Source organism: Mesorhizobium sp. CA12 (genome assembly GCF_020165255.1).
Classification (GTDB): domain Bacteria; phylum Pseudomonadota; class Alphaproteobacteria; order Rhizobiales; family Rhizobiaceae; genus Mesorhizobium.
Genome location: NZ_JAIUHT010000004.1, coordinates 264,065 through 288,100, shown reverse-complemented (window position 1 = coordinate 288,100; position 24,036 = coordinate 264,065). Strand labels below are relative to the sequence as shown.

24 protein-coding genes are annotated in these 24,036 nt (G+C 63.1%); 12 read left to right on the top strand and 12 right to left on the bottom strand.

Annotated features, from left to right (window positions below; all coding sequences use genetic code 11):
- Window positions 1-65: 65 nt before the first annotated feature.
- On the top strand, window positions 66-503 hold the full coding sequence (locus tag LB520_RS10240) for a MarR family winged helix-turn-helix transcriptional regulator (RefSeq protein WP_224637405.1): 438 nt from the start codon (window positions 66-68) through the stop codon (window positions 501-503).
- Between the two features lie 208 nt (window positions 504-711).
- Here the strand turns inward: LB520_RS10240 and tdh are convergent, their stop codons facing one another.
- Genes tdh through LB520_RS10225 form a run of 3 tightly spaced genes read right to left on the bottom strand, consistent with a single transcriptional unit; the run spans window position 712 to window position 3,451 of the window.
- On the bottom strand, window positions 712-1,746 hold the full coding sequence (gene tdh, locus LB520_RS10235; protein WP_224637404.1) for an L-threonine 3-dehydrogenase: 1,035 nt from the start codon (window positions 1,744-1,746) through the stop codon (window positions 712-714).
- Window positions 1,747-1,791: 45 nt separating this feature from the next.
- Window positions 1,792-2,235 carry an SRPBCC family protein gene (locus tag LB520_RS10230; RefSeq protein WP_224637403.1) on the bottom strand — a complete coding sequence of 148 codons (444 nt, stop codon included), beginning with the start codon at window positions 2,233-2,235 and terminating at the stop codon, window positions 1,792-1,794.
- Window positions 2,236-2,263: 28 nt separating this feature from the next.
- The gene (locus tag LB520_RS10225; protein ID WP_224637402.1) at window positions 2,264-3,451 is read right to left on the bottom strand and encodes a glycine C-acetyltransferase; all 1,188 of its coding nucleotides are present in this window, start codon (window positions 3,449-3,451) and stop codon (window positions 2,264-2,266) included.
- 287 nt (window positions 3,452-3,738) lie between these two features.
- Between LB520_RS10225 and LB520_RS10220 the strand changes: the two genes are divergently transcribed.
- Both LB520_RS10220 and LB520_RS29125 read left to right on the top strand, forming a co-directional pair.
- Window positions 3,739-5,808 (top strand): putative bifunctional diguanylate cyclase/phosphodiesterase, encoded by a 2,070-nt coding sequence (locus tag LB520_RS10220; protein ID WP_224637401.1) that lies wholly within the window; start codon window positions 3,739-3,741, stop codon window positions 5,806-5,808.
- Between the two features lie 787 nt (window positions 5,809-6,595).
- Complete coding sequence (locus tag LB520_RS29125) at window positions 6,596-6,730, top strand: hypothetical protein (protein WP_263483667.1); 135 nt, start codon at window positions 6,596-6,598, stop codon at window positions 6,728-6,730.
- Window positions 6,731-6,802: 72 nt separating this feature from the next.
- Here LB520_RS29125 and LB520_RS10215 read toward each other — a convergent pair whose 3' ends face one another.
- Window positions 6,803-7,210, bottom strand: a complete 408-nt coding sequence (locus LB520_RS10215; protein ID WP_224529100.1) for a MarR family winged helix-turn-helix transcriptional regulator — start codon at window positions 7,208-7,210, stop codon at window positions 6,803-6,805.
- Window positions 7,211-7,378: 168 nt separating this feature from the next.
- Here LB520_RS10215 and LB520_RS10210 point away from each other — a divergent pair, with 168 nt between their 5' ends.
- Complete coding sequence (locus LB520_RS10210) at window positions 7,379-7,786, top strand: hypothetical protein (RefSeq protein WP_224637400.1); 408 nt, start codon at window positions 7,379-7,381, stop codon at window positions 7,784-7,786.
- A 95-nt stretch (window positions 7,787-7,881) separates the two neighbouring features.
- Here the strand turns inward: LB520_RS10210 and LB520_RS10205 are convergent, their stop codons facing one another.
- The gene (locus tag LB520_RS10205; RefSeq protein ID WP_224637399.1) at window positions 7,882-9,927 is read right to left on the bottom strand and encodes an FAD-dependent oxidoreductase; all 2,046 of its coding nucleotides are present in this window, start codon (window positions 9,925-9,927) and stop codon (window positions 7,882-7,884) included.
- Between LB520_RS10205 and LB520_RS10200 the strand changes: the two genes are divergently transcribed.
- Window positions 9,917-10,120 carry a hypothetical protein gene (locus LB520_RS10200; RefSeq protein ID WP_140840977.1) on the top strand — a complete coding sequence of 68 codons (204 nt, stop codon included), beginning with the start codon at window positions 9,917-9,919 and terminating at the stop codon, window positions 10,118-10,120. The two genes, LB520_RS10205 and LB520_RS10200, sit on opposite strands and share 11 nt — an antisense overlap.
- A 24-nt stretch (window positions 10,121-10,144) precedes the next feature.
- Window positions 10,145-10,606, top strand: a complete 462-nt coding sequence (gene queF, locus LB520_RS10195) for a preQ(1) synthase (protein WP_224637398.1) — start codon at window positions 10,145-10,147, stop codon at window positions 10,604-10,606.
- Between the two features lie 65 nt (window positions 10,607-10,671).
- On the opposite strand, the gene LB520_RS10190 is transcribed toward queF, so the two are convergent.
- From LB520_RS10190 to LB520_RS10175, 4 genes are all read right to left on the bottom strand, one after another.
- Window positions 10,672-11,259 carry a hypothetical protein gene (locus LB520_RS10190; protein WP_224637397.1) on the bottom strand — a complete coding sequence of 196 codons (588 nt, stop codon included), beginning with the start codon at window positions 11,257-11,259 and terminating at the stop codon, window positions 10,672-10,674.
- 4 nt (window positions 11,260-11,263) lie between these two features.
- Window positions 11,264-11,737, bottom strand: coding sequence for a DUF3828 domain-containing protein (locus tag LB520_RS10185; protein WP_224637396.1), 474 nt, complete (start codon window positions 11,735-11,737; stop codon window positions 11,264-11,266).
- Between the two features lie 92 nt (window positions 11,738-11,829).
- Window positions 11,830-13,479, bottom strand: a complete 1,650-nt coding sequence (locus tag LB520_RS10180) for an ABC transporter substrate-binding protein (RefSeq protein WP_224637395.1) — start codon at window positions 13,477-13,479, stop codon at window positions 11,830-11,832.
- A gap of 58 nt (window positions 13,480-13,537) precedes the next feature.
- The gene (locus LB520_RS10175; protein ID WP_140840959.1) at window positions 13,538-15,088 is read right to left on the bottom strand and encodes a trimethylamine methyltransferase family protein; all 1,551 of its coding nucleotides are present in this window, start codon (window positions 15,086-15,088) and stop codon (window positions 13,538-13,540) included.
- 89 nt (window positions 15,089-15,177) lie between these two features.
- Between LB520_RS10175 and LB520_RS10170 the strand changes: the two genes are divergently transcribed.
- Window positions 15,178-16,080, top strand: a complete 903-nt coding sequence (locus tag LB520_RS10170) for a LysR substrate-binding domain-containing protein (protein WP_095767813.1) — start codon at window positions 15,178-15,180, stop codon at window positions 16,078-16,080.
- A gap of 269 nt (window positions 16,081-16,349) precedes the next feature.
- On the top strand, window positions 16,350-18,218 hold the full coding sequence (gene mutL, locus LB520_RS10165) for a DNA mismatch repair endonuclease MutL (RefSeq protein ID WP_224637394.1): 1,869 nt from the start codon (window positions 16,350-16,352) through the stop codon (window positions 18,216-18,218).
- Window positions 18,219-18,268: 50 nt separating this feature from the next.
- On the opposite strand, the gene LB520_RS10160 is transcribed toward mutL, so the two are convergent.
- Window positions 18,269-19,027, bottom strand: a complete 759-nt coding sequence (locus LB520_RS10160) for a hypothetical protein (protein WP_224637393.1) — start codon at window positions 19,025-19,027, stop codon at window positions 18,269-18,271.
- A gap of 118 nt (window positions 19,028-19,145) precedes the next feature.
- Window positions 19,146-20,039, bottom strand: coding sequence for a DMT family transporter (locus LB520_RS10155; protein WP_224637392.1), 894 nt, complete (start codon window positions 20,037-20,039; stop codon window positions 19,146-19,148).
- 91 nt (window positions 20,040-20,130) lie between these two features.
- Here LB520_RS10155 and LB520_RS10150 point away from each other — a divergent pair, with 91 nt between their 5' ends.
- On the top strand, window positions 20,131-21,057 hold the full coding sequence (locus LB520_RS10150) for a LysR substrate-binding domain-containing protein (protein WP_095767816.1): 927 nt from the start codon (window positions 20,131-20,133) through the stop codon (window positions 21,055-21,057).
- Window positions 21,058-21,063: 6 nt separating this feature from the next.
- Here the strand turns inward: LB520_RS10150 and LB520_RS10145 are convergent, their stop codons facing one another.
- On the bottom strand, window positions 21,064-21,666 hold the full coding sequence (locus LB520_RS10145; protein WP_224544762.1) for a hypothetical protein: 603 nt from the start codon (window positions 21,664-21,666) through the stop codon (window positions 21,064-21,066).
- A 115-nt stretch (window positions 21,667-21,781) separates the two neighbouring features.
- On the opposite strand from LB520_RS10145, the gene LB520_RS10140 reads away from it, so the two are divergent.
- From LB520_RS10140 to LB520_RS10130, 3 genes are read left to right on the top strand one after another with little or no spacing between them, the layout of a single operon-like run.
- Window positions 21,782-22,015, top strand: a complete 234-nt coding sequence (locus tag LB520_RS10140; protein WP_040986608.1) for a DUF2093 domain-containing protein — start codon at window positions 21,782-21,784, stop codon at window positions 22,013-22,015.
- A gap of 3 nt (window positions 22,016-22,018) precedes the next feature.
- Window positions 22,019-22,969 carry a glycosyltransferase family 92 protein gene (locus tag LB520_RS10135; protein WP_224637391.1) on the top strand — a complete coding sequence of 317 codons (951 nt, stop codon included), beginning with the start codon at window positions 22,019-22,021 and terminating at the stop codon, window positions 22,967-22,969.
- 57 nt (window positions 22,970-23,026) lie between these two features.
- On the top strand, window positions 23,027-23,965 hold the full coding sequence (locus LB520_RS10130) for a UDP-glucuronic acid decarboxylase family protein (protein ID WP_224637390.1): 939 nt from the start codon (window positions 23,027-23,029) through the stop codon (window positions 23,963-23,965).
- Window positions 23,966-24,036: the final 71 nt, after the last annotated feature.

The following is a 24,036-nucleotide window of genomic DNA, read 5'->3' as shown; positions in this document are numbered from 1 at the left end:
AACTGGTTTCATTTGTAACCATTGAAAATGTAACTATCAACGGCTGACGCTTTCGCGGTGCGACCATGGAAATTCTGGAGCTGGAAAGCTTCCTGCCCTACCGGCTCTACCGGCTTGCCGACACCGTCAGCCGCGAATTTTCGAGGATCTACAAGGAGCGTCACGGTCTGACGCGACCGGAATGGCGCACGCTGTCGGGGCTTGGCGAGCGGGGCACGATGACGGCGACGGAGCTCGGCGAGCAATCGGCCATGCACAAGACGAAGGTGTCGCGGGCGGTGGCGGAGTTGGAACGGCGTAGGTGGTTGACGCGGACGCCGGATGAGAATGATCGCCGCGTAGAGCGCCTGGCGCTGACCAGCGCTGGGCTCGCGGCCTATCGCGAGATGGTGCCGCTGGCGAAGGCGTTTGAAAGGGAGTTGCTGGGGAAGCTGAGCGAGGAGGAGCGCGCGGCGATTGCCAGGGGGGTGGCTGCGCTGGAAGGGGCGTTGGAGAGAAAGTAGATGAGAGGCCGGCGGGACAGCGCCCCCCTCTGTCCTGCCGGACATCTCCCCCTCTTGGGGGGAGATTGGCAGCTTTGGCGACGGCGCTCGTCTTGCAAGGTCCGCGATTGGCGAAGGCCGATGTGACGGCTGATCTCCCTCCTTGAGGGGGAGATGTCCAGCAGGACAGAGAGGGGGGCGAAGGAACTCGACATCTCTCCAGAGGCTCTCACCAATCCATCACAACCTTCCCAGAACTCCCACTCCTCATCGCATCGAACCCCACCTGGAAATCGTCGATCCCGATGCGATGGGTGATCAGCCCCGAGACATCCAGCGGGCCTTGCACCAAGGCGATCATCTTGTACCAGGTCTCGAACATCTCGCGGCCGTAGATGCCTTTGAGATGCAGCATCTTGAAGATGACCTTGTTCCAGTCGATCTCGAAGCCGGTCGGCGCGATGCCGAGGATGGCGATCTTGCCGCCATTGTTCATGGTGTCGATCATGTCGCGGAAAGCGGGGGCCGCGCCCGACATCTCCAGCCCGACGTCGAAACCTTCGCTCATGCCGATCGACGGCATCACATCGCGCAGCTTTTCCTTCGAGGCGTCGACGACATGCTGGACACCGAGTTTTCGCGCCAAATCCAGTCGCACCGGGTTAATATCGGTGATGACGACCTTTCGCGCGCCGACGCATTGCGCCACCAGCGCACCCATGATGCCGATCGGCCCGGCGCCGGTGACCAGCACGTCCTCGCCGACCAGATCAAAGGACAAGGCTGTGTGCACGGCATTGCCCAGCGGATCGAAGATGGCGGCGATCTCGTCCGGCACATCGTCGGGGATCGGCACGACATTGTGCTGCGGGATCGCCATGTACTCGCCGAAGGCGCCGGGACGGTTGACGCCGACGCCCAGCGTGTTGCGGCACAGATGCCCCCTGCCGGCGCGGCAATTGCGGCAATGGCCGCAGACGATGTGGCCTTCGCCCGACACGCGCTGGCCGACCTTGTATTCGGTGACCGCGGAGCCGAAATCAGCGACCGTGCCGGCGAATTCGTGGCCCGTCACCATCGGCACGGGCACCGTCTTCTGCGCCCACTGGTCCCAATTGTAGATATGGACGTCGGTGCCGCAGATCGCGGTCTTCTTGACCTTGATCAGCACGTCGTTGGGGCCGATCTCCGGCACCGGCACCTCTTCCATCCAGATGCCCGGCTCGGCCTTGGCCTTCACCAGCGCCTTCATCATGTTCGACATCAGACGCTCCTCAAAATCTTGCCTGTCTCGATGGGATCGGTTTCATCAGTGCGCCGCCTCTAGAATGTTCTTCAGCCGGAGCAAGTCTCGAGCGGTCGAACGCCGAACGGCCAGGGCGATAAACGGCGCCACAAGACGGGAAAAGCCTGTCGGGGTACCGCGGTTCCGGAGCGCCATATGGGTAGCGCCTTCTCGGGTATCGCGCCATGCATAACTCGTTTCCATGGGAAACGGTCCTTCGGCGGTTCGCATCACCAGCCGCTCGCCCTGCACGAGATCTACAATTTCGTAGGTGTAAACAAGCCGCCGTTCGAGGAACTGCGCTACGAATGCAATTCTCGATCCTACCTGGACCGGTCGGGGCGTCTTCCATTCGACCGATTTGATATTGACGTACCAGCGGGGCACGTTGTCCGGATCGGCGGAAAAGGCGGCGACGACCGCGCGGGGCCTGGCGATCTCGATCCTGCTCGTGACATCGATCGTCATGGCCGACTTCTGTTTTCCTCGGCGTGGGTCACGCGATTACACCCAGTTCTTTTCCCACGTCGCCGAAGGCCGCGACGGCCCTGTCGATGTCGGCGCTGGAATGGGCGGCAGACATCTGCGTGCGGATGCGCGCCTGGCCCTTCGGCACCACCGGAAAGGAGAAACCGATGACATAGATGCCGCGCTTCAGCATGCGCGCAGCCATCTCCTGTGCCAGCGCCGCGTCGCCCAGCATCACCGGGATGATCGGATGATCGGCGCCAGCCAGCGTGAAGCCGAGCTTGCCCATCTTGGAGCGGAACCGGTCCGCATTGGCATATAGGCACTCGCGCAGCGCGTCGCCATGGCGGATCAGGTCGAAGACCTTGATCGAGGCGCCGGCAATCGCCGGCATCAGCGTGTTGGAGAAGAGATAGGGGCGCGAGCGCTGGCGCAGCCAGTCGACCACTTGGCTTTTGCCCGACGTGTAACCGCCCGAGGCGCCGCCCAGCGCCTTGCCAAGCGTGCCCGTGATGATGTCCACCCTGCCCTCGACGCCGCAATGCTCGGCCGAGCCACGGCCGTTCTTGCCGACGAAGCCGACCGCATGGCTGTCGTCAACCATGACCATGGCGTCGTATTTCTCGGCGAGGTCGCAGACGCCCTTGAGATTGGCAATGATGCCGTCCATCGAGAACACGCCGTCAGTGGCGATCAGCCGAAAGCGGCAGTCCTTGGCCTCCTTCAGCCGGGCCTCGAGATCGGCCATGTCGTTGTTGGCGTAGCGGAAACGTTTGGCCTTCGAGAGCCGCACGCCATCGATGATCGAGGCGTGGTTCAGCGCATCGGAGATGATGGCGTCCTCCTCGCCGAGCAGCGTTTCGAACAGGCCGCCATTGGCGTCGAAGCAGGAAGAATAGAGGATGGTATCGTCCATGCCCAGAAAGGAAGAGATGGTCGCCTCAAGCTGCTTGTGTTCCTCCTGCGTGCCGCAAATGAAGCGCACGGAGGCCATGCCGTAGCCGTAGCGGTCGAGCGCGTGCTTTGCCGCGTCGCGCAGATCCGGGCTGTCGGCGAGCCCGAGATAGTTGTTGGCGCAGAAATTCAGCACCTTTTCGCCGCCGACCTCGATCTCGGCGGACTGCATCGAGGAGATCACCCGCTCGGACTTGTAGAGTCCGGCCGATTTCAGCCCTTGAAGCTCGCTGTCGATATGGGAAAGGAATGCTTTGCTCATGGTCGGCCCTGTTCGGTTCGAGGCCGGACTGTCGCGCTACGGGCACGAAAAATCCATCGCAAAAGCGACCGCTTCGGTGGCGCTGCGAAAGCCCGGTCGCAATCCCTGCGATGGCGTGGCGGCAATAGGATCAAAAAAGAGATGTGCAAGAAAGGACGTGATAACCATCTTGCGAGCTTTTCCGCGCTGCCGCGATCACCTTGCCGACCCATTAACCCTTTCAAGTTAATCGTTTTCCCGCCACGAATCCTTGGCAGGTATCCGTCGACCGGAGGGGTCACCCAGTTATGTCGCAGCAGCCAGTGCAGAGCGTTTCGCGCAAGCTGATCCTGCTCATCAAGACCGGCTACTGGCTGGCGCTGACGATCATCGCCGCCATGGTGATCGCCTCCTTCATCCTTCTGCAGCAGTTGATGGCGCAGCAACAGCACAATGATGCGCTACTCGACATCGTCCAGACGCAGAAGGCGCTGTCGCAGCGTATCGTCTTCCTGGCCAGCGCCACGGGTGCTGCCTCGCGCGACAAGCAGCCGGCGCTGGTGACCGCGCTCAAGCAGGCGACGGGCGAGTTCGAGACCAATTACGACCGGCTGCTCACCGAGACCGGCGCCGACCCGCTGTCGCCGGCGCGCAACGATCCTAAATCGATCGAATACGTGCTGTTCAGCAAGCCGTTCCATCTCGACTATTTCTCCGTCGGTCTGGTGGCCAACGGAGAGCGACTGGCCTCGTCCTTCGGATCCCAACTCGGCATGCAAAGCGATGGCTACAAGGGCGGCACCGAGCGCGCCGGCCTCGACGCCTCCCTCGCCAATGCGACCTTGTCCGGCTATGCCGCGCTCGGCCAGCGCATCAGCGCCTTTGCAGACGAACGCTCCGGTCAATTGCTCAACCTGCACCGCACCCTTTTCTTTGCCACGCTCGGGGTGATCGTTCTGGTGGCGCTGTTCATCTTCCGGCCGATGTCCAACGCCATCCTGCGCAAGACGCGCGAGCTGGTCGACGCGCGCAACTCGATGGCCTTCATCGCGGTGCATGACGGCCTGACGGGGCTGCACAACCGCACCTTCCTCACCGACCATTTCGATACGCTGATCAAGGGAGCGCATCGCCGCCGCGAGCGCCTGGCGGTGATCCAGCTCGATCTCGACCGCTTCAAGCAGATCAACGACACGCTTGGCCATGCCGCCGGCGACTACGTGCTGGTGGTGACCGCGCAGCGCACGCGCGATTCCTGCCGCGCGTCGGATCTGTGCGCGCGGCTTGGTGGCGACGAGTTCGTCATGATCCTCAACGGCGCCGGCAGCACCGAGGACATCCATGCGCTGGCCAAGCGCATCCTCGGCGAGATCAACGAGCCGATCACGTTCCAGGGCACGACCATCATGCCCGGCGCCAGCGCCGGCATCGCCGTCTATCCGGTCGACGCCGACAACGCGCAAGACCTGCTCGTCCATGCCGATCTCGCGCTTTATTCCGCCAAGAAGCTCGGCGGCGGCAACTTCTCCTTCTTCTCCGAGGAACTGCGCCGCGAGCTCGACTACCGCAAGCAGCTCGAACAGGACATCCGCACGGCGATCGCCAACAAGAGTTTTGAGGTCTATTTCCAGCCGCAGGTATCGCTGACCAGCGGCAAGATCAGCGGCATCGAGGCGCTGGTGCGCTGGAAGCACGCGACGCGCGGTATGATCTCGCCCGGCGAGTTCATCCCCGTCGCCGAGAAATGCGGCTTCATGCCGGATGTCGGCCGCATCGTCATCGCCAAAGCGATCGAGGAAGCCGCCGAATGGAACCGCGCCGGCATTGATTTCGGGCGCATCGCCGTCAATGTCTCGGGCACGGAGCTGCGCGAGCTCGATTTCGACGCCTTCCTGTTCGGCACGCTGGAGCGGGCCGGGCTGCCCCCACAGAAGCTGGCGCTGGAGATCGTGGAATCCGTCATCCTCGATGACGAGAAGACCGGGATCGCCGCCAAGCTGCGCCACATCCGCGCCGCCGGCGTGCATCTCGAGCTTGACGACTTCGGCACCGGCTATGCCTCGCTCAGCCACGTCAACCCCAACGAGATCGACCGGCTCAAGATCGACCGCCGCTTCGTCCAGAACATCAACGAGAACGGCGACAACTCCAAGATCGTGCGCGCCATCACCGAGCTTGCCCGCGGGCTCGGCATCTCGATCGTCGCCGAGGGCGCCGAAACCGAGGCCGAGCTCGACTCGCTGATGGCGATCGGGTGCGACCAGGTGCAGGGCTATTCCATCGCCTTCCCGATGCCTCAGGACAAGGCGCGCGAATGGCTTTTGGCACGCAGCCCGAAGAAGGCGAAGCTGAAGGTGCTGCACGGCAGCTTGGCTTGAGATGCGCCGATATTCAGGTGAGGCCGGCCTGCAAATGCCGGCTTCCTGCGCTTCCGGTGCTCACGTACGTTAAGTACGCTCCGCTCCGGTTCTCGCCGGCCGAAGCCCTCATAGGTATCTCCGCCCTATGAAGGCTACGGCGAGGCTACACCTTCGGCGCGATATCGGACTACGACTGAGGCGGCTGGCGCGCGGCCCCTACAAAAAGCAAGCCGCTATGTTGTAAGCCCTGCGGCGATCGGGATGGGGAAAAAAGCGGGGCGCGTTGGGGAAGGCGCCCCGGTAAGCGGAGTTCCGCGCTCTTATTTGGTGCTGTTGCCAGGCCCAGTCGTCGTGGTGGTCGTATCGCAATTGTTACAGTCGAGCTTCCCATTGTTTATCTGACCGCTTGGTCCGGTCGTTGTGGTGGTCGTGGTCGTCCCATTGTCATTGTTTGGCGGGTTCCCGCTATGTCCCTGTTCAGACGTGGTTGTCGTAGTGCTGCCTTTAGGGTCCGCAAGCGCGGGAGCGGAGGCTGCGAATGCAAGTGCCGTCGTGACGATAAGAAGGGTTCTCATGGTTTTCCTCCCTAGGACGCTTTGTACGCCGCATCATTGGAGGCAGGGCCCTCTGTGCCTAATATAAGCATACTCTAATAAAATTTGGGGACAATCTATAATCGGATTATAGGCGCTGGAAGGCCTCCTCGAGGTGAGCAATTTCAAACTGACCCACTACCCAGTGTTCAGCCAACTTGACACGTCGGTTCAGCCATGGCGGCCTGAGAGATCGCAACCGGATCTCGCGGATGCCGCTTCGCCTTATCCTGCCACTGCTGTTGTCGATCGCATTGCCGGCCTTGGCCGCCGATCGCACCATTTACGTCACCTTCGACGACGGTCCGCTGAACGGCACCAGCAACATCCTCGACGTGCTCTTTTGACGGCAAGGCGAAACTGACGGCGTTGATCGCGGCGCTCAAGCTGCGCCACTACGCCTTCGGCGCAATGGCCGGTTACGACTGAGGCGGCTCGGCGTTGCGCCTAAGGGCCGCAAGCACCTGCGTGAACTCGGCGAGCTTGTCATCGGGGATACCAGCCCGCAGACGCTTGTCGAAGGCTACCGCCGCGAGGCGCAACTTTTCGAACAGCGCTTCGCCGGCTTCCGTCAACGCCACCTGATGGACCCTGCGGTTTTCCGGATCGCGGCGGCGTGTCAGCAATCCTTGCGCCTCCATGCCGTTGAGATGATGGGTAAGCGTCGCACCCTGGATGCCGATCATCCCGGCAAGCTCGCGCTGGTTCGCCAGTTCCTTCGACTTAACCGACAGCAAAGTCACCCAGACCGGCAGCGTGCCACCGGCCTCGACCATCGCGGCATCGAAAGCCTGCGCCACCACTTTCGAGGTACGAGCGAGAGTCATGCCGACGGGCGGACGGTCAAACGGTGTCATGACCTGACAGTAGAGCAAAGCGATTGGAACATGAAACCTGGCTTCATGATTGACATCTAACCGTTAGATATCTAACTTTGTCTTATTGATGGCGTCGGCATGCTGCGACGCGCGGCGGCGGCAAAGAGGAATGCGGTCATGCAATATGTCTATATCGTCACCATCGGTCTGCACGTCATGGCCGGCGTGTTCTGGGCCGGCACAACCATTGCGGTTGCCCGCGATCCGGAGATCAAGGCGGAGCGCTTCATCCGGCCGCAGCTCGGCGCCTCCGGCCTGGCGTTCTTGACTGGCATACTGCTCTGGTATTTCTTCCACGAAGGGGCTTTCGGCTCAATGGAGAGGGTGCTGGCGCTGGGCATTTTGACGGCGCTGGTCGCCGCCGGCGTGCAGGGTGCGCTTGTCGCCTCCGCCAGCAGACAGCTGGCCGGCGCAGATCAAGCGAGGCAAACCCAGCTGCGGGCGAAAATGACCAGAGGCGAACGCATTGCCGGCGGGCTGCTGGTTATCACCGTGTTTTGCATGGCGTCTGCCAAGCTGTTTTGAAATCGCACGGCCGGCAAAACCGACCGGGCGCGGCGCGCAACGGACCAAAGCGGCAGGTGGCTCTCCTTGCAAAGGTCCGTTGCGCGTCACAACCCTCAGATCCTGATCCCAAACCGGATCCCGTCATAGATGGCGGCGTGGATGTTGCGCGAGGCGACAGCGTCGCCGATGCGAAACATCACGAAGCCGCCTTCGGCATTGCGAGCGGGGAAGATGTCGCCGCCGCTCACCAGCCGCTCATAGTCGACCGCGCCGCCGTTCTTCGACAGGGGTTTGAGCGACAGATAAAGATCGTCGAGCGGCACGGTGCCGTGCTCGACCACCACCTGGTCGATGCGCCGCTCGCCGCGCCAGCCGTCGGCGAAGTCCGACGCCAGCTCGGCGACAAGCTGATTGCCCTCGCGGCGAACCGAACGCAGGCGGGTGTTGATGGTGACGGTGACGCCCTTCTCATGGAAGGCGCGCATATAGGGCACGTGGTTCAGGCCGCCCATTTCCGGCGCGAAGAAGCGCTCGGGCGAAACCAGTTCCAGCTTCGAGCCACTGTTGGCAATCAGCTCGGCGGCGCCCATGCCCTGATGGCCGCCATTGTCGTCGTAAAGCAGCACGTTCTCGGCCGGCTTGACGCTCCCGGCCATGATGTCCCAGCTCGAGGTGACAAGATTGTCACCGGCCGTCAGCGGCGGGTTTTGCGGCATGCCACCGGTGGCGACGATCACCACATCCGGTGCCAACGCCAGCACGTCATCCTTCTCGGCCCAGGTGTCGTAGCGGATCTCGACGCCGAGACGGTCGAGCTCGGCCAATCGCCAGTCGATGATGCCGATCAGTTCCTTGCGGCGCGGGTTCTGGGTGGCGAGCCTCACCTGGCCGCCTGCCTGGCTGGAGGCTTCGAGCACAGTCACCTGATGGCCACGCTCGGCCGCCACGCGGGCGGCCTCCAGGCCGCCGGCGCCAGCGCCCACCACCACGACTTTCTTCTTCGGTCCCTCGCTCTTGGCGATGACGTGCGGAATGGTCGCCTCGCGGCCGGTCGCGGCGTTGTGGACGCACAGCGCCTCGCCGCCTTCATAGATGCGGTCGAGACAATAGGTGGCGCCGACGCAAGGCCGGATCTCGTGCTCGCGGCCCTCCATCACTTTGCGGACGATATGCGGATCGGCGATATGCGCGCGGGTCATGCCGACCATGTCGAGCTTGCCGGTGGCGATGGCGTGGCGGGCCGTTGCGACATCGGAAATGCGCGCCGCATGGAAGGTCGGGAATTTCGTCGCCGCCCTCACCTCGCCGGCGAAATCGAGATGCGGCGAGGACCGCATGCCGGCCACCGGGATGACCTTGGTCAGCGACGCATCGGTCTCGATCGTGCCGCGGATGATGTTGAGAAAATCGACCTTGCCGGATAAGGCCAAGCGCCTGGCGATCTCGACGCCAACTTCCTTCGAGATGCCCTTTTCGACATCCTCGTCGGCGACCATGCGAATGCCGACGATGAATTCTTTACCGACCGCGGCGCGAACCGCATCCAGAACCATGTCGGTGAAGCGCAGCCGATTGTCGAGCGAGCCGCCGAACTCGTCGTCGCGATGGTTGGTGAGCGGCGACCAGAAGCCGTCCATCAGATGGCCATAGGATTCGAACTCGATGCCGTCGAGCCCGGCTGCCTGGCAGCGCTGCGCGGCGGAAGCATAGTCGGCGACGATGCGCTCGATATCCCACTCCTCGATGGTCTTCGGGAACGCGCGGTGCGCCGGCTCGCGCACCGGCGAGGCCGAAAGCACCGGCAGCCAGTCGGCCTTGTTCCAGCCCGTGCGGCGGCCGAGATGGGTGATCTGGATCATCACCTTGCAGTCATGCTCATGGCAGGCATCGGCGAGTTCGGCTAACCACGGCACGATCCTGTCGTCATAGACATGCAGATTGCCGAAGGCAGCCGGACTGTCGCGCGAGACGATCGCCGAGCCCGCCATCATGGTCAGCGCCATGCCACCCTTGGCTTTCTCGGCATGATAGAGCCGGTAGCGCTCCTTCGGCATGCCGTCCTCGGAATAGGCCGGCTCATGGCTCGTCGACATCACCCGGTTCTTCAGCGTCAGGTGCTTGAGCTGATAGGGTTGGAGAAGCGGGTCGTTGCTGGTCATTGTCTTCCTGCCGTTTCAAATTGTGCGGGAGCGGAGCGCTCCCGCTTCCATTTCACGCATCGGATTCATCCGAAAACCGCTGCGCACTTTTCGGTCCGATGCTAATGAGCGGTCAAACGCGCTGCGCCCGAGAGGACTGCAACGCTTCTTTCAACCTTCGTTTCGCGCCCGCCGCATTGAACTGCGCTTCTAACGGCCGGGAGCAAGGAGCCCGCCCATGACCGACGCCAAAAACCTCACCCAGCTCGGCAAGCACGTCGAGACGCCACAGAATCCCGAACAGGCGGTTCTGGAGACCGTGCCTTTCAATCGCGGCGACGGCCCGCCGGCGATCGTGCGCTTCACCTGCCCGGAATTCACCTCGCTGTGCCCAGTCACCGGCCAGCCGGATTTCGCCCACATCGTCATCGACTACGCGCCTGACCGGACGCTGGTGGAATCGAAGTCGCTGAAATTGTTCATGACCTCGTTCCGCAACCACGGCGCCTTCCATGAGGAGTGCACCGTGATGATCGGCCGCCGCATCGTGGAGGCCACGAAACCGCTCTGGCTGCGCGTCGGCGGCTACTGGTTCCCGCGCGGCGGCATTCCGATCGACGTCTTCTGGCAGACCGGCGCGCCGCCCAAGGACGCCTGGCTGCCGGATACCGGCGTTGCGCCCTATCGCGGGCGCGGTTGAGATTTGTTGCGAAGGGCTGGCGCGAAAGCGCGCGAAGGATCGCCGACGCTGATCTTTAGTCACTTTCATTCGCACTGGTACTGGCTGAGCGCCCACTCGCCGGTGACCGACAGAAGGTCGGAGACCTTCCAGGCGCCGCCGACCTTCTTCAGCTTCCATTCCAGCCGGTGCTGGTGGCCTTCGACGACGAAGGCGACGACCACCTTGGCCTCGTCGCCATTGACGGCTTCGATGGTGCGCAGGCTCCGGTCGATGGCGAGCTTGTCATAATCTGCATTGTCGAGCGCCATGTTGGGGTCGAGGCACTCGCCCTGCCCCGAGACGCGTAGCGCATCGCTCTTGTCGAGCACGGTTTTCGCTGGATCGATGAAGTTCTTTCGCTGAGAAGGGTCGAGTTCCAACCCGACATGTTCGTAGAACGGCTTCACCACCGCGGTCGGCGATCCGGGCAGGACAGGTGCGACGGGCGCCGGTTCGGCTGGTTTGGTTTGCGGCGCCGCGGCAGGCGGCGACTTGTCGATCTCGGGCGCATTGTCGCCTGAGGACGCGTTCGGGGGCGGCGAGCCGAAGAGCCCCTGCGCCGAGGCTCCGCCGCTCAGCCCCGCGGCCAGCATCGACAAGCTCGACAGCGCGAGGACGGACCAGCGAAGCACGGCGTCACTCCGTCGAGGCGCCGCATTCCAGCGCGCTGAGCTTCCAGTCGCTGGTCTTGGAGGTGATATCGGCGATCTTCCACTTGCCGTCCACTTTCTTCAGCGACCACACCATTTCGCGTTTGGAGTCATCGCCTTCCGGGAAAAGATTGAAGCTTGCCGTCACCTCGGCGGTGTCGCCGTTGACGGCTTCGGTGAGCTTCAGCGTCTTCGACAGGGTCTTCTGATCGAAGTCCTGGGCGTCGAGGCCGGGGTCGAAGTCGATGCAGGATACCTCGTCGGGCTTCTCCTTCTGCGCCTTGTCGTTGGCTTCGAACAGCCTGGTCACCGGCTCGGTGAAGCGGTCGCGGTATTTGGCGTCCGCCTCGAACTTCACCTCCGGCACGTAGAAGAACTTCACGGTGTTGGAAGCCGGGCCGGCAAGCGCGGCGCCGGGCAAGGCTATTGATATGGCAGCGGCGAGCACTATCGGCTTCATGCAGGATCTCCGAGGTTCGGTGCGTGGCGGCAAGCTCGCTGCCACGCATCCTGCATACCGGCTTTTTTGCGGCTCATGAAGTCCAGTCGCGCTCAGGTATCCAGCCAGACGTTCTGGAAGTCCATTTCGTAGGTCTGGTGCATCGAATAGTTCTTCACCTTCTTGTTCATGTGGCAGTAGAGCTTCTGCCAGAAGGGCTGGATGATGACGCCGGAATCCTGCAGGATCGCCTCGACATCCTTCATCACCTCCTTGCGCTTGGCGACGTCGATCTGCGACAGCGCATCCTTGAGCTTGGCGTCGAATTCCGGGTTGGAATAGGCTGTCTCGTTCCAGGCCTCGCCGGTGCGGTAGCCGAGCGCCAGCACCTGCACGCCGAGCGGGCGCATGTACCAGATGGTCATCGAATAAGGATATTTCGTCCAGTCGTTCCAGAAGGTCGAGCCGGGCAGCACCGTGCGCTTCACCTTGATGCCGGCGTCGCGCAGCTGGCCGGCAATCGCATCGCCGGTGTTCTTCTGCCATTCGTCCTCGACCGTGATCAGCTCATGCTCGAAATCGGCCTGACCTGCCTCCGCCATCAGCTTCTTGGCGCCGGCGGCGTCGCGCTCCTTCTTGGGCAGCGGGTAGTATTCAGGATGGATCGGGCTGACATGGTGGTTTTCGCCGACCGTGCCGCGGCCATTATAGCCGAGCTGCATCACCTGGTTGTTGTCGACCGCCATCTGCAGCGCGTTGCGCACCCGCTTGTCGTCATAGGGCTTATGCGTGATGTTGGTGCGGGCAACGAGCGTGGTCGCCGTCGCGACCTCCGACTTCACCAGATCCATCTTGTCTAGCGGGTCGATGTAGTCGGCCGGCGTTTCGAAGTCGAGGTCGATCTCGCCGGAATCGAAGGCATTCAGCGTGGCGTTGAAGTCGGTGCCGTAGTCGATGAACTCGACCCCGTCGAGCGGCGCTTCGCCGCCCCACCACTTGCCGTTCTCGCGGCGCTTGACGACCGCCATCTGACCAACCGAATAGGACACCAGCTCGAAAGCTCCGGTGCCGATCGGCTTCTTGATCGGGTCGGCGCCGTCCTTGTCGAAGTCGCGGTGCACGACCAGGGCCGGATAGTCGGTGAGGCCGGGGATGATGGCGATGTCGGCTTCGTTGAGCTTCAGCTTGACCGTGTGGTCATCGACCTTGGTGATCGCGCCGTCCTTGGCCTTGCCAGTCTTGGCATCGATAAGCGCGCCGACACGAGCCGCCATGGAATTGCCGGACGCCCCCTTCTCGCACCAGCGGTTCAGATTGAAGACCACATCATCGGCGTTGAAGGCATCGCCATTGTTCCAGGTCACGCCCTTGCGCAGGTGCAGCGTGTATTCGGTGGCGTCGTCATTGACGTCCCAGCTTTCGAGCAGCACCGGCTCGAAAGTGAACTGGTGCGTGTAGCGCACCAGCGGTTCCAGCCACGTGCGGGTGACGTTTGCCATCTCCGTCCAGTCATAGGTGCGCGGATCCTTCTGCGCCTTGACCGACATCGCGACATGCAGCGTACCGCCCTTCTTGGGCTCATCGGCAAGGGCCTTGGTCGGCGCGGCAAGGCCGAGCATGCCATAGGCGAAAGCCGTCGATGCACCGAAAGCGCTTGCCAGAGCCAGGAATTCGCGCCGGTCGACACGCCCTGCCCGCGCCTCCTCGGCCATCGCTTCGATAGCGGCCGGAACCCGGTCGCCATTGCTTCTGAACAGTGTCATTCTCTTTCTCCCATTGGTTTGAGCGGGTCTTTTGCCCTTTTGCTTGAACTTTCGTCTATTAACTAACGCTGTCCGGCAGCTTTTCCTCACGCCGGGCGATCAAATCCCTGAGACCTTCGGCGATGCCTTCGTCGAGCTTCGGCTCCTGGTAGTCGGCGAGCATGGCGCGCGCCTTTTCTCGGCCGCGCGTGTCATGATCCTTGGCACCTTCGGCGCTCCACTGCTCGAAGGAATTGAAGTCCATGATGTTGGGCATGAAGAAGGCGCTCTCGAAATGCTCGAGAGTGTGCTGCGTGCCGAGGAAATGCCCTTGCGGACCAACCTCGCGGATTGCCGCCATCGCTTCCTTGAAATCGTCGAAGGGAACGCCCCCGGCATATTTGTACCAGCCGACCAGCTGCTCGCAGTCGGTGGCGAATTTCGAATAGCCGCAGGTGAGGCCCGCCTCCAGCCAACCGGCGGAATGCCAGATGTAGTTGGCGCCGGAAAGGATCGCGGCATGCATCAGCATGTTCGCCTCATAGCCGGCCTGGGCGTCATTGAGCTTGGAGCCGACATGGAAGCCGGAGGTGCGCCAGGGCAGCTTGTATTTCCTGGCCAGGGCGCCCATCAGATACATCATCTGCGCCGCTTCCGGCGTGCCGCCCATCGGCGCGCCGGTCTTCATGTCGACGGTGACCATGAACTGGCCGTAAAGCTGCGGCGAGCCGGGCCGGATGAGCTGAGTGAGCGCCACGCCGGCGAGCGCCTCGGCGTTGACCTGCGCCACCGCGCCGACGGCGGAGGCCGAGGTCGAGGCGCCGCATAGCGCGAAAGGCGCCAGGATCAGCGGCTGGTTGTGGCTCGCATAGACCCGCATGGCGTCGATCATGGTGGCGTCCCAGACCAGCGGCGAATTGCAGTTGGTGATCGCCACCAGCACCGGGTTGTCGCGCACGAAGTCCTCGCCGAAGACGATGCCAGCCATCGCCATCGTGTCCTCGGCGCGCTCCTTGGACGTGACGATGCCCATGAACGGCTTGTCGGAATGTTTCAGCGCCGAATGGATGATGTGGAGATGCCGCTTCGGCACCGCGATTTCCATCGGCTCGCAGATGACCGAGCTCGAGGAATGCAGCGCCGGCGCCATGTAGGCCATCTTATGGAAATTGTTGAGGTCGGCGAGCGTGCCGTAACGGCGCTTGTTGTCGAGGTCGCGGATATAGGGAGCGCCATACATCGGCACGAAGATCGAGTTCTTGCCGCCGACGCGCACCGTGCGCTCCGGATTGCGCGCGTTGAGCGTGAATTCCGGCGGAACTTTCGAGACGAGTTCCATCAGGAGTGCGCGGTCGATGCGGACGCGCGTTTGCCTGACATCGGCGCCGGCGGCCTTCCAGAGCTCGATCGCCCCGTCGTCGCGGAATTCGCACCCCACTTCCTCGAGGATCTTGAGCGATTCCTCGTGGATCAACTCCACCGCCTCGTCGGGCACGATCTCATAGGCGGGGATCTTGCGCACAAGGGTGGGGAAGGACGCGATCGGCGCGCTTCTCAGCGCCTTGCGGCCAAGACGGCCGCCGCCGCGGCGGTGGGTCTGTTCGGTCAATTCAACGGCCGGTGCGTTCATGGAGGCTCCTTCTTCCCGCCACTCACGTTAGCGAGGCAAAATATGGCTGTGACGCTGGAAAATCCTGATCTTCTGTATAAGTTCACCTTATGCGAAGCCTGCGCCACCTCCTGCCCTCCGCCGGCAGCCTCATCGTCTTCGAAGCCGCCGGCCGGCTGTCGAGCTTCACTGCCGCCGGGCGCGAGCTCGGCATGACGCAGGCCGCCGTTTCCTATGCCGTTCGCGGCCTGGAGGAGCAGCTCGGCGCCAAGCTCTTCCAGCGGCGCCACCGCCAGGTGCTTCTGACGGAAGCCGGCGAGCGCTTCCATGCCGACGTCTCGCTCGGCTTGTCGCATATCCGCAAGTCGGCGGAGGACCTGCGCCTGCAGGCGACCGGCGGGCACGTGACGTTAGCCGCCTCGACGGCTTTCGGCTCGTTCTGGATGATGCCGCGCCTGCAGCAGTTCCGCGACGAACTGCCGGGCATCGATCTGCGCATCCAGACCGCCGACCGCGACCTCGACATCATCGCCGAGGGGATTCCGCTCGGGGTGCGCGGCGGCGTGCCGCGCGACTGGCCGGACTACCACTCGCTGTCGCTCTCCGACGAAGAGATCTTCCCGGTCGCAGGCCCGAACTATCTCGCCAAATTCGGCAAGCCTAAGACGGTCGAGGAACTGGCAACGCACCGGCTGATCCATCTCGAGGAGCCCTATCGCGAGGCGCCGAACTGGGACGAATGGTTCGCTTCGGCCGGAACCAGCCTGCGCAATGCCGAACGCGGGTTGCGCATCAACGACTATGCCCTGGTGATCCAGGCGGTGATGGAGGGACAAGGCATCTCGCTCGGCTGGCGGCATCTGGTCGAGCGGCTGGTGGCATCAGGGCTGCTGGTGCCGGTGACCGATCATGTCATGCGGACCGGCATCGGCTTCCACGTCATCTGGCCGAAGAACCGCGACCTCAGCGAGAATGCGCGCAGGGTCAGGGACTGGCTGGTGGCGCAGGCTTAGATTTGCATCATCGTCGGGCAATCGCCGTCGTAGCGATCCTTCACACCCCTCTCTGTCCTGCCGGACATCTCCCCCGCAAGGGGGGAGATCAGACTTGACGCAGGCCCTCGCCAATCTCGTACGTTGCAGAAGAGCGAGGCGATGACACAGCCAATCTCCCCCTTGCGGGGGAGATGGCCGGCAGGCCAGAGGGGGTGCTGTCCCGCTAGCCTCTCCATAATTACGTGCAGCTTTTGCCCACGCCATCCGAATCCGCCTATAATCGCCTCATGCCCATCCGCCAGCTTTCCGAAACGATGATCAACCAGATCGCCGCCGGCGAGGTCATCGAGCGTCCGGCGAGCGTGGTGAAGGAGCTGGTCGAGAATGCGCTCGACGCAGGAGCCTCGCGCGTGGAGATCGTCACCGCCGGCGGCGGGCTCAATCTCATCCGCGTCACCGATGACGGCTCGGGCATTCCGGAACAGGAACTGGCGCTGGCGGTCGCGCGCCACTGCACCTCCAAGCTTTCCGACAGCATCCACGACATCCGCTCGCTCGGCTTCCGCGGCGAGGCGCTGCCTTCGATCGGCTCGGTGGCGCGGCTGTCGATCCGCTCGCGCACGGCTGGCGGCGACAGCGCGGCCGAGATCGGCATCGACGGCGGGCGCGTCTCGGCGGTGAAGCCGGCGGCGGCAAACCGGGGCACCACGGTCGAGGTGCGCGACCTTTTCTTCGCCACCCCGGCCAGGCTGAAATTCATGAAGGGCGAGCGCGCCGAAAGCTCGGCCACCAGCGACGTGGTGAAGCGTATCGCCATCGCCTTTCCCGCTGTCCGCTTCACGCTGGCCGGCGCCGACCGCTCGACGCTGGAACTGCCCGCAACCAGCGACACGCCGGAGGGCCGGCTTGCCCGCGTCGCGCAAGTGATGGGCAAGGATTTCCCGGACAATGCCATTGCCATCGATGCCGCGCGGGAGGGAGTTCACCTTGCCGGCCACGTCTCGATCCCGTCCTACACGCGTGCCAATGCGCTGCAGCAATATGCCTATGTCAATGGACGGCCGGTTCGCGACAAGCTGATCGCCGGCGCGATCCGCGGCGCCTTCGCCGACGTGCTGCCGCGAGATCGGCATGCGGTGACAGTGCTCTTCCTGTCGCTCGATCCCTCGACGGTCGACGTCAACGTCCATCCCGCCAAGGCCGATGTGCGCTTCCGGGATCCCGGCCTGGTGCGCGGGCTGATCGTCGGCGCCATCCGCGAGGCGCTGGCCGGCGCCGGCATCCGCGCGGCGACGACGGGCGCCGCCGGCATGATGGCGGCATTCCGGCCGGGCGAGGCGCCCTACTCGCATGCCGGCCCGGCCAACGGCCATCGCAGCTACGAGGCCGCTTATCACGCTTCCGCCTCCGGAGGCTTCGACCCGTTGCGCTCGGCGCAGCGGCCGCTCGACATGGGCGAAGCACGGGCGCCACGAAACGGCTTCGCCGAGAACGAGCAGGCGGCGTTCGACGCCGGGCCGCTCGCCAGCGCCGATGTCCGCGCCGGCATGGCCGAACCGGCCGAAGCGCTGCTCGGCATGGTGCTGGGCGCGGCGCGCGCGCAGGTGCATGAGAACTATATCGTCGCCCAGACGAGGGATTCGCTCGTCATCGTCGACCAACATGCCGCGCATGAGCGGCTGGTCTACGAGGCGCTGAAGAATGCGCTGCATTCTCGCGCCGTGCCGTCGCAGATGCTGCTCCTGCCCGAGATCGTCGACCTGCCGGAAGAGGATGCCGAGCGGCTGGCGATGCATTCCGAGACGCTCGCCAAATTCGGCCTGGGCCTCGAGCGCTTCGGTCCCGGTGCGGTGGCGGTGCGCGAGACGCCGTCGATGCTGGGCGAGACGAATGTGCAGCAGCTGGTGCGCGATCTCGCCGACGAGATCGCCGACAACGACACGGTCGAGACGCTGAAGGAGCGGCTGGACAAGATCGCGGCGACCATGGCCTGCCATGGTTCCGTGCGCTCGGGCCGGCTGCTCAAGGCCGAGGAGATGAACGCGCTGCTGCGCCAGATGGAGGCGACGCCCGGATCCGGCACCTGCAACCACGGCCGCCCGACCTATATCGAGCTCAAGCTCGCCGATATCGAAAGGCTGTTCGGGCGGCGGTGAGCGTCCCCTGGCTCGTTGCAACAGCAAGGGTCGGCGCCATACGCTAAATATCATTTCTTGAGGTGGTATTTTCCTGTCTTCGGGTTGAGAACATAGTCGTTCGCGCCTGCGAATTTGCCGCCTCCAAATTCCACCGAAATGATGTCCTTGCCTGCCTCCACCCATTTTTGCACGTTCATATAAATGGGCGTCGTCGACATACCGGCGTTGCAGTCCTCATCGTCGAAGCCGATCTCCTGAACGGCCTTCTTTTTCTTCTTGTTGATCACCAGCATTTTCGTCATGCAGATGCCGGCGTCGGACTTCGTGTAAATCCCCGCAAATCTGTCGCGGGTCGTCTCAGCCCAAAAGGGAATTTCGACGGTCCCGTCGATCTTCAGGTCGCCTGTATTGTCAAGACTCGCGACCTTTCTGAGCGTAACGGGAAATTTGTCCACGCCTTTGCTCCAGCTTCCCGCCGCGCCGCTTTCACTGATCTCGATAGAGAAAGGACATCCGGTGGTGTCGACGGGTGTTTTCGACCCCATGACGAGGACGCGTTGAAATTCCTGGTCGTCCGCGATCTCGCACAGCGTGAGCTTTGAGCCCTCCGCCTTGCCGTAGATCGCGATTGGGCTTTGCTTGGCGTCGTAGAAATAGCTTCCCTTGACACTGATGCCGCTGCCGAAGCTGGCATAGCGCTGCAGAGAGACGTGAACCGGGTTCGGTCCGATGGAACCTTCGTAGTTCTCCACCTGATACCAGCCCGCGAAGGCTTTTTGGCTTAGCAGCAGCAAACAGCCAACCGCGGCAATGAACCCTCTTCCCACCCTATCCCCTCCGTCAAGGCGGATCAGGATAGCTTGCCTTGCGCCTGCGTCACAGGGGCCGCCGGTAGCCGCATTCAACTTTTCAGTTCGAGCCCGGAAACGGCCGTAAACTTTTGAACTAACGCTTCAAATTCACAACGATCACGCCGCCCAGCGCCAGCGCGCCGCCGAGGATGCCGAGCAGCGACGGCACTTCGCCCAGCCAGAAGAAGCCGATCAAGGCGGAGGTCGGTGAGACGAGATAGAGAAAGTTCGAGGCGCGCGCGGCAGGCAGGCGGGACAGTGCGGTCGCCCAGGCGGCATAAGCGATCAACGAGGGAACGATGCCGAGGTAGATGACGGCACCAAGACCGGCAGTGTCGGCGACCGCTGCCTGCGAAAAAGCCTCGGGCAGGAAGGGCGACAGACAGAGCGCGCCGAGCACCATGTTGGAAGCGGATATCGTCAGAGGATGATGACGGGCAAAGAGCGGCTTCTGCACAATGGTATTGACGGCGGAGCAGAGCGCGGAGCCCAGCACCAGCAGCGCGCCGGCGTTGAAATGAAGGCCGTGCCCGTCGGCCACCGCGATGATGCCGATGCCGGCGAAGGAAATGACAGTGCCGAGCCAGGCAAGCCCCGAGAAGCGCTCGCCGAGCAGCGCCATCGCCATGATAGCGGTGAAGATCGGGCTGACATTGATGATGAAGCCAGCCGCACCCGCCGAGACGGTCAGCTCGCCGAAATTGAGCATCGCGGTGTAGAGCGCGACGAAGATGGCGCCGCCGAAGCCGAAGCGCCACAGCTCGTCCACTCGGGGCAGTGCCGGGCGCTTCACCGCGAGGAAGATGGCGGCCGGAACCGCGGCGATGGCAAAGCGCAGCGCGCCGAGCTCCAACGGCTGGAAGGCGGCAAGGCCGGCGCGGATCGCCGGGAAAGCCGAAGCCCAGCCGATGACCGTCAGCGTCACCGCGACTGCGGCGGTGGTGTCCATGCGCCGTGTCTCATTCAACGTGCCGGTGTAAGCGCTCATTGCCGTAGCCTCGTCTTTCTGCGTCATGGATGCATGAGAACGCCATTGCCGGCCAATTGACAAACGACCAATTCGAGGGTCAGCTGTGAGCATGGATCACAGCTCTGACCAGATACTGCCGCTTGAAACCCTGCGTGCCTTCGATGCGGCGGCGCGCATGGGGAGTTTTTCCGCGGCGGCTGAAAAGCTCAACCTCACTCATGGCGCGGTGAGCCGCCAGATCGCCAAGCTGGAGGACTGGCTTGGCTTGAAAGTGTTCGAGCGCAACGCGCGTGGCGTGACGCTGACGATCGAGGGCAACCGGCTGCATTTGAGGACCGCCGAGGCCTTCGCGCTGATCTCGTTCAACTCCGACCGCTGGGTCGAGCCGCGCGGCACGGCCGTGGTGCGGCTGGCCTCGATCCCGTCGGTGAGCGGGCTGTGGCTGATGCCGCGCATGGCCGCGCTGGAGAACCATCCGACCAAGCTGCGCATCGTGCTTGACGTCGACAACCGCCAGGCCGATCTCGCCGACGAAGGCATCGATCTTTCGGTGCGCTGCGGGCGCGGCCGCATTCCGGGCCGCATCTCGGTGCAGCTATTCGAGGAGCATATTTTCCCGATCGCCTCGCCGGAGCTGGCGAAGGAGATCGGACGAGGCGACCCTGCCCGGCTGCTGAAATTCCCGCTGATCAACGATTCCGACGCATCCGCCTGGCGCGCCTGGCTCGCGGCGCAGGACATGGACTATCGCCCGCGTCCGCAGGACCGGCGTTTCGAGGACTATAATCTGGTGCTCGATGCGGCCGCGCATGGGTTGGGCATAGCGCTGGCGCGGCCACCGCTGACGGCAGACCAACTCCAATCCGGCCGCATCGTTGCCGTCGACGAGCGCGTCGCGCTCAATCCGGTGTCTTACTGGATGGACCGCCCGGTCGGCCGGCCGCGCGCGGCAGCGGCGGACCTTGCCAGGCGCATCGCCGAACAGGCAGGGCTTGCTCCGGAAAAGCTCGAGGCTTTCCTTCAGGACGGCGTTTGAGCGGGCTTATCGAAGCAAGAGCACCATAATCGTTGCCGTCACCGCCGAGACGACGGCCGTGACGACCGAGATCGTCCAGAGCGATACCGCAACAGAATCGGATCGCGGCGCGTGACCAGCCGGACGAACCGCGGCGCCGCGAGGCTGCGGTGCATTGGCGTTGGCCGCGACCAGCATCGCGGCGGAAGCGACGGCCGGCGAAAATGTGGACAATGGCGGAGTGACCGCGGCCCTGGGCGCATTGTCGGCGACCGCTGCCTGCGGTGAGGCGAAGCCGCGCGGTGCCTGATCGGTATCTGTCGCCGCCCTGCCCGTCGAAGATCTTGCCGGCGCATCGCCTGAGGCGGCATCGGGCTCCATGACGGCCCGGTAAGCGTCCTCGGCCTCGGAGGACGACAGGCGTTGCGATGCCTGGACGGCAGGGCGCGGCTGTGCGCTCTGCAGCGCCTGCGCAGCGAACTGCGCCGCCTGCATCATTGATGGCGCCGGCGGCTGGACCAGCGTCTTGATCAAAGCCGCCGTCGCCGGATCGGCCTTCGGCGAAGGCATCGCATGCGGGGTGAGCGCCTCATTGATCAGCGTGTTCAAGCGGGGCGGAGTGATGTTCATGCCGGGGCTCCGGGAACCATTTGTCGCTGCAGCCATACCGGATGAGCATTGCGTCAAGCTTGACGTTGCTTGCGATTTATGGCGATTGAAACTCGATGAACTGCAGCGTCCTTTCATGATGAACCGTTTCGAAGGCCCGGGCGGCAGGGAAGCCCGGATCCGTTATCTCGACGGCGACTTCCAAGTCACCAGTCCCGGCTCCTTCGTGCGCTGTGCGGTGACGGGCGAGAACATTCCGCTCGACGAGCTCAAATATTGGAGCGTCGCCCGGCAGGAGCCCTATGTGAACGCCGCGGTGTCGCTTGCCCGCGAGATCGAGATGCACCCGGAATTGCGCAAGCGCGGATAAGCCTTGCGAGCCCATGGCGCTTGGCAGCCAAGCTCGACCGCTCAGGGTACTACATTGAAAAACTTCAGGAAATCTCTCAAGACACTTCTTCGCATGCCGCTTGTCATGCGCGCGAGATGGCGCGATCGGGCGGTGTCGAGGGCGCCCCGATTCAAGCTGACGGCCTGCGCCGTCTTCCGCGAGGAAGCGCCGTTCCTGGCCGAATGGATCAGGTTCCATCAGAATGTGGGATTCGAGCATTTCTATCTCTACAACAACTTCTCGACCGACGACTTCAAAGCCGTATTGAATCCGTTCATTCAGGAGGGCCTGGTTACGCTGGTCGACTGGCCGCGGCCGGTGGGGCAGCTGTCGGCTTATAGGGACTGCATCCGCAGGCGCTGGCGCGAAGCGTTGTGGATCGGATTCTTCGACATCGATGAGTTTCTTTTCGCGCCCGACGGACGTGACGTACCCTCGGTTCTGAGGGACTATCGCGACCTGCCAGGCGTTTGCGTCTGGCAAGCTTTCTATGGCTCCTCCGGCCAAGCGGAGCGACCAGAACGGCCGGTGGTCGAGGCCTATACGATGCGAGCCGGGCCGGACATCACGACGGTCAAGACAATCCTCAACCCGCGCATGGTCTACAGAGTGGGCGTCCATCAGTCGAAATTCCTGTCCGGCGAAGGGATGGACACCCGTCGACGGACCATCGCGCCCGGCATGCCTCCCCAGTTCGATATCCTGAGGATCAATCACTATTGGTCGCGATCACTTGCCGACCTCGACCAGAAAATCCGGCGCGGCGACGCCTCGACTTCCGCGCTGCGCGACAGGGATTGGCATTTCGACTTCGAAAGCAAGCTCAATGTCGAGCGCGACGAGGCGATTCCTGCAGGCGATGCGGCGCGCAGGATAGCCGTAGCCACTTCTTCCCTCCCCATCGATGGTCCCACTCCGTCGTTTCAGTGCTGACACTTTCGCCTTTCTGGGGCTATAGACAGCAAAGGGCGACGGGTACGGGGGTTTGTTGTGAAGGTTCTTGTGACGGGTGGGGCCGGCTTTATCGGCTCGCATCTTTGCGACCTGCTGCTGGCACAAGACCGGCAGGTACTATGTGCCGATAATTTTTCCACCGGCTCGGCGCAAAATATCGGTCATCTTCTGGGCAATCCACATTTCGAGTTTCTGAGGCACGACGTTACCGTGCCTCTCAAAGTCGTAACGGATGAAATCTTCAACCTCGCCTGTCCGGCCTCGCCTGTTCATTATCAGCGCATTCCGATCGAGACGACCAGGACCTGCGTCTATGGGGCGATCAACATGCTCGATCTTGCACGCGCTTCGGGGGCCAGGATCCTTCAGGCATCGACATCCGAGGTCTATGGCGATCCGCAAGTCCATCCCCAGACCGAGGCCTATTGGGGCCACGTCAATCCGATCGGGCCGCGCAGTTGCTACGACGAAGGCAAGAGATGCGCCGAGGCGCTGTTCTTCGACTACCGGCGTCAGTCGAAACTACCCATCAAGGTGGTACGCATATTCAATACATACGGGCCTCGCATGCACCTGTCGGACGGACGGGTGGTCAGCAATTTCATCGTCCAGGCCTTGCAGAACGATCCTATAACCATCTACGGCGACGGTAGCCACACCCGCAGCTTCTGCTATGTCGACGATCTCGTCGATGCGATGGTTCGGATGATGGCTACGCCCGACGATTTCGTGGGCCCCCTCAATGTCGGCAACCCGACGGAAGTCACGATCCTGGAACTGGCCGAACTTGTATTGAGCCTTGTCGGCGGCAAGTCCAAAATCGAGTTCAAGGCCCTGCCGCAGGACGATCCCCGCCAGCGCCAACCCGACATAGGTCTGGCGCGGTCGACGCTGGATTGGTCTCCTCGCGTCGCTCTCGAGGATGGGCTCGGCGAAACGGTTCGCTACTTCCGCCGCCTCATCAACGGCAATTGACGGTGGCGCGCCCCTTTAAGTCTTTGTCTTCATGCATGTCGTTATCGCAAAACCGCTGCACACTTTTGCGC

Coding starts and splice junctions, on each gene's coding strand:
- LB520_RS10240 (WP_224637405.1), top strand. CDS start 66: ATGGAAATTCTGGAGCTGGAAAGCTTCCTGCCCTACCGGCTCTACCGG.
- tdh (WP_224637404.1), bottom strand. CDS start 1,746: ATGTCGAACATGATGAAGGCGCTGGTGAAGGCCAAGGCCGAGCCGGGC.
- LB520_RS10230 (WP_224637403.1), bottom strand. CDS start 2,235: ATGACGATCGATGTCACGAGCAGGATCGAGATCGCCAGGCCCCGCGCG.
- LB520_RS10225 (WP_224637402.1), bottom strand. CDS start 3,451: ATGAGCAAAGCATTCCTTTCCCATATCGACAGCGAGCTTCAAGGGCTG.
- LB520_RS10220 (WP_224637401.1), top strand. CDS start 3,739: ATGTCGCAGCAGCCAGTGCAGAGCGTTTCGCGCAAGCTGATCCTGCTC.
- LB520_RS29125 (WP_263483667.1), top strand. CDS start 6,596: ATGCCGCTTCGCCTTATCCTGCCACTGCTGTTGTCGATCGCATTGCCG.
- LB520_RS10215 (WP_224529100.1), bottom strand. CDS start 7,210: ATGACTCTCGCTCGTACCTCGAAAGTGGTGGCGCAGGCTTTCGATGCC.
- LB520_RS10210 (WP_224637400.1), top strand. CDS start 7,379: ATGCAATATGTCTATATCGTCACCATCGGTCTGCACGTCATGGCCGGC.
- LB520_RS10205 (WP_224637399.1), bottom strand. CDS start 9,927: ATGACCAGCAACGACCCGCTTCTCCAACCCTATCAGCTCAAGCACCTG.
- queF (WP_224637398.1), top strand. CDS start 10,145: ATGACCGACGCCAAAAACCTCACCCAGCTCGGCAAGCACGTCGAGACG.
- LB520_RS10185 (WP_224637396.1), bottom strand. CDS start 11,737: ATGAAGCCGATAGTGCTCGCCGCTGCCATATCAATAGCCTTGCCCGGC.
- LB520_RS10180 (WP_224637395.1), bottom strand. CDS start 13,479: ATGACACTGTTCAGAAGCAATGGCGACCGGGTTCCGGCCGCTATCGAA.
- LB520_RS10175 (WP_140840959.1), bottom strand. CDS start 15,088: ATGAACGCACCGGCCGTTGAATTGACCGAACAGACCCACCGCCGCGGC.
- LB520_RS10170 (WP_095767813.1), top strand. CDS start 15,178: ATGCGAAGCCTGCGCCACCTCCTGCCCTCCGCCGGCAGCCTCATCGTC.
- mutL (WP_224637394.1), top strand. CDS start 16,350: ATGCCCATCCGCCAGCTTTCCGAAACGATGATCAACCAGATCGCCGCC.
- LB520_RS10155 (WP_224637392.1), bottom strand. CDS start 20,039: ATGAGCGCTTACACCGGCACGTTGAATGAGACACGGCGCATGGACACC.
- LB520_RS10150 (WP_095767816.1), top strand. CDS start 20,131: ATGGATCACAGCTCTGACCAGATACTGCCGCTTGAAACCCTGCGTGCC.
- LB520_RS10145 (WP_224544762.1), bottom strand. CDS start 21,666: ATGAACATCACTCCGCCCCGCTTGAACACGCTGATCAATGAGGCGCTC.
- LB520_RS10140 (WP_040986608.1), top strand. CDS start 21,782: ATGATGAACCGTTTCGAAGGCCCGGGCGGCAGGGAAGCCCGGATCCGT.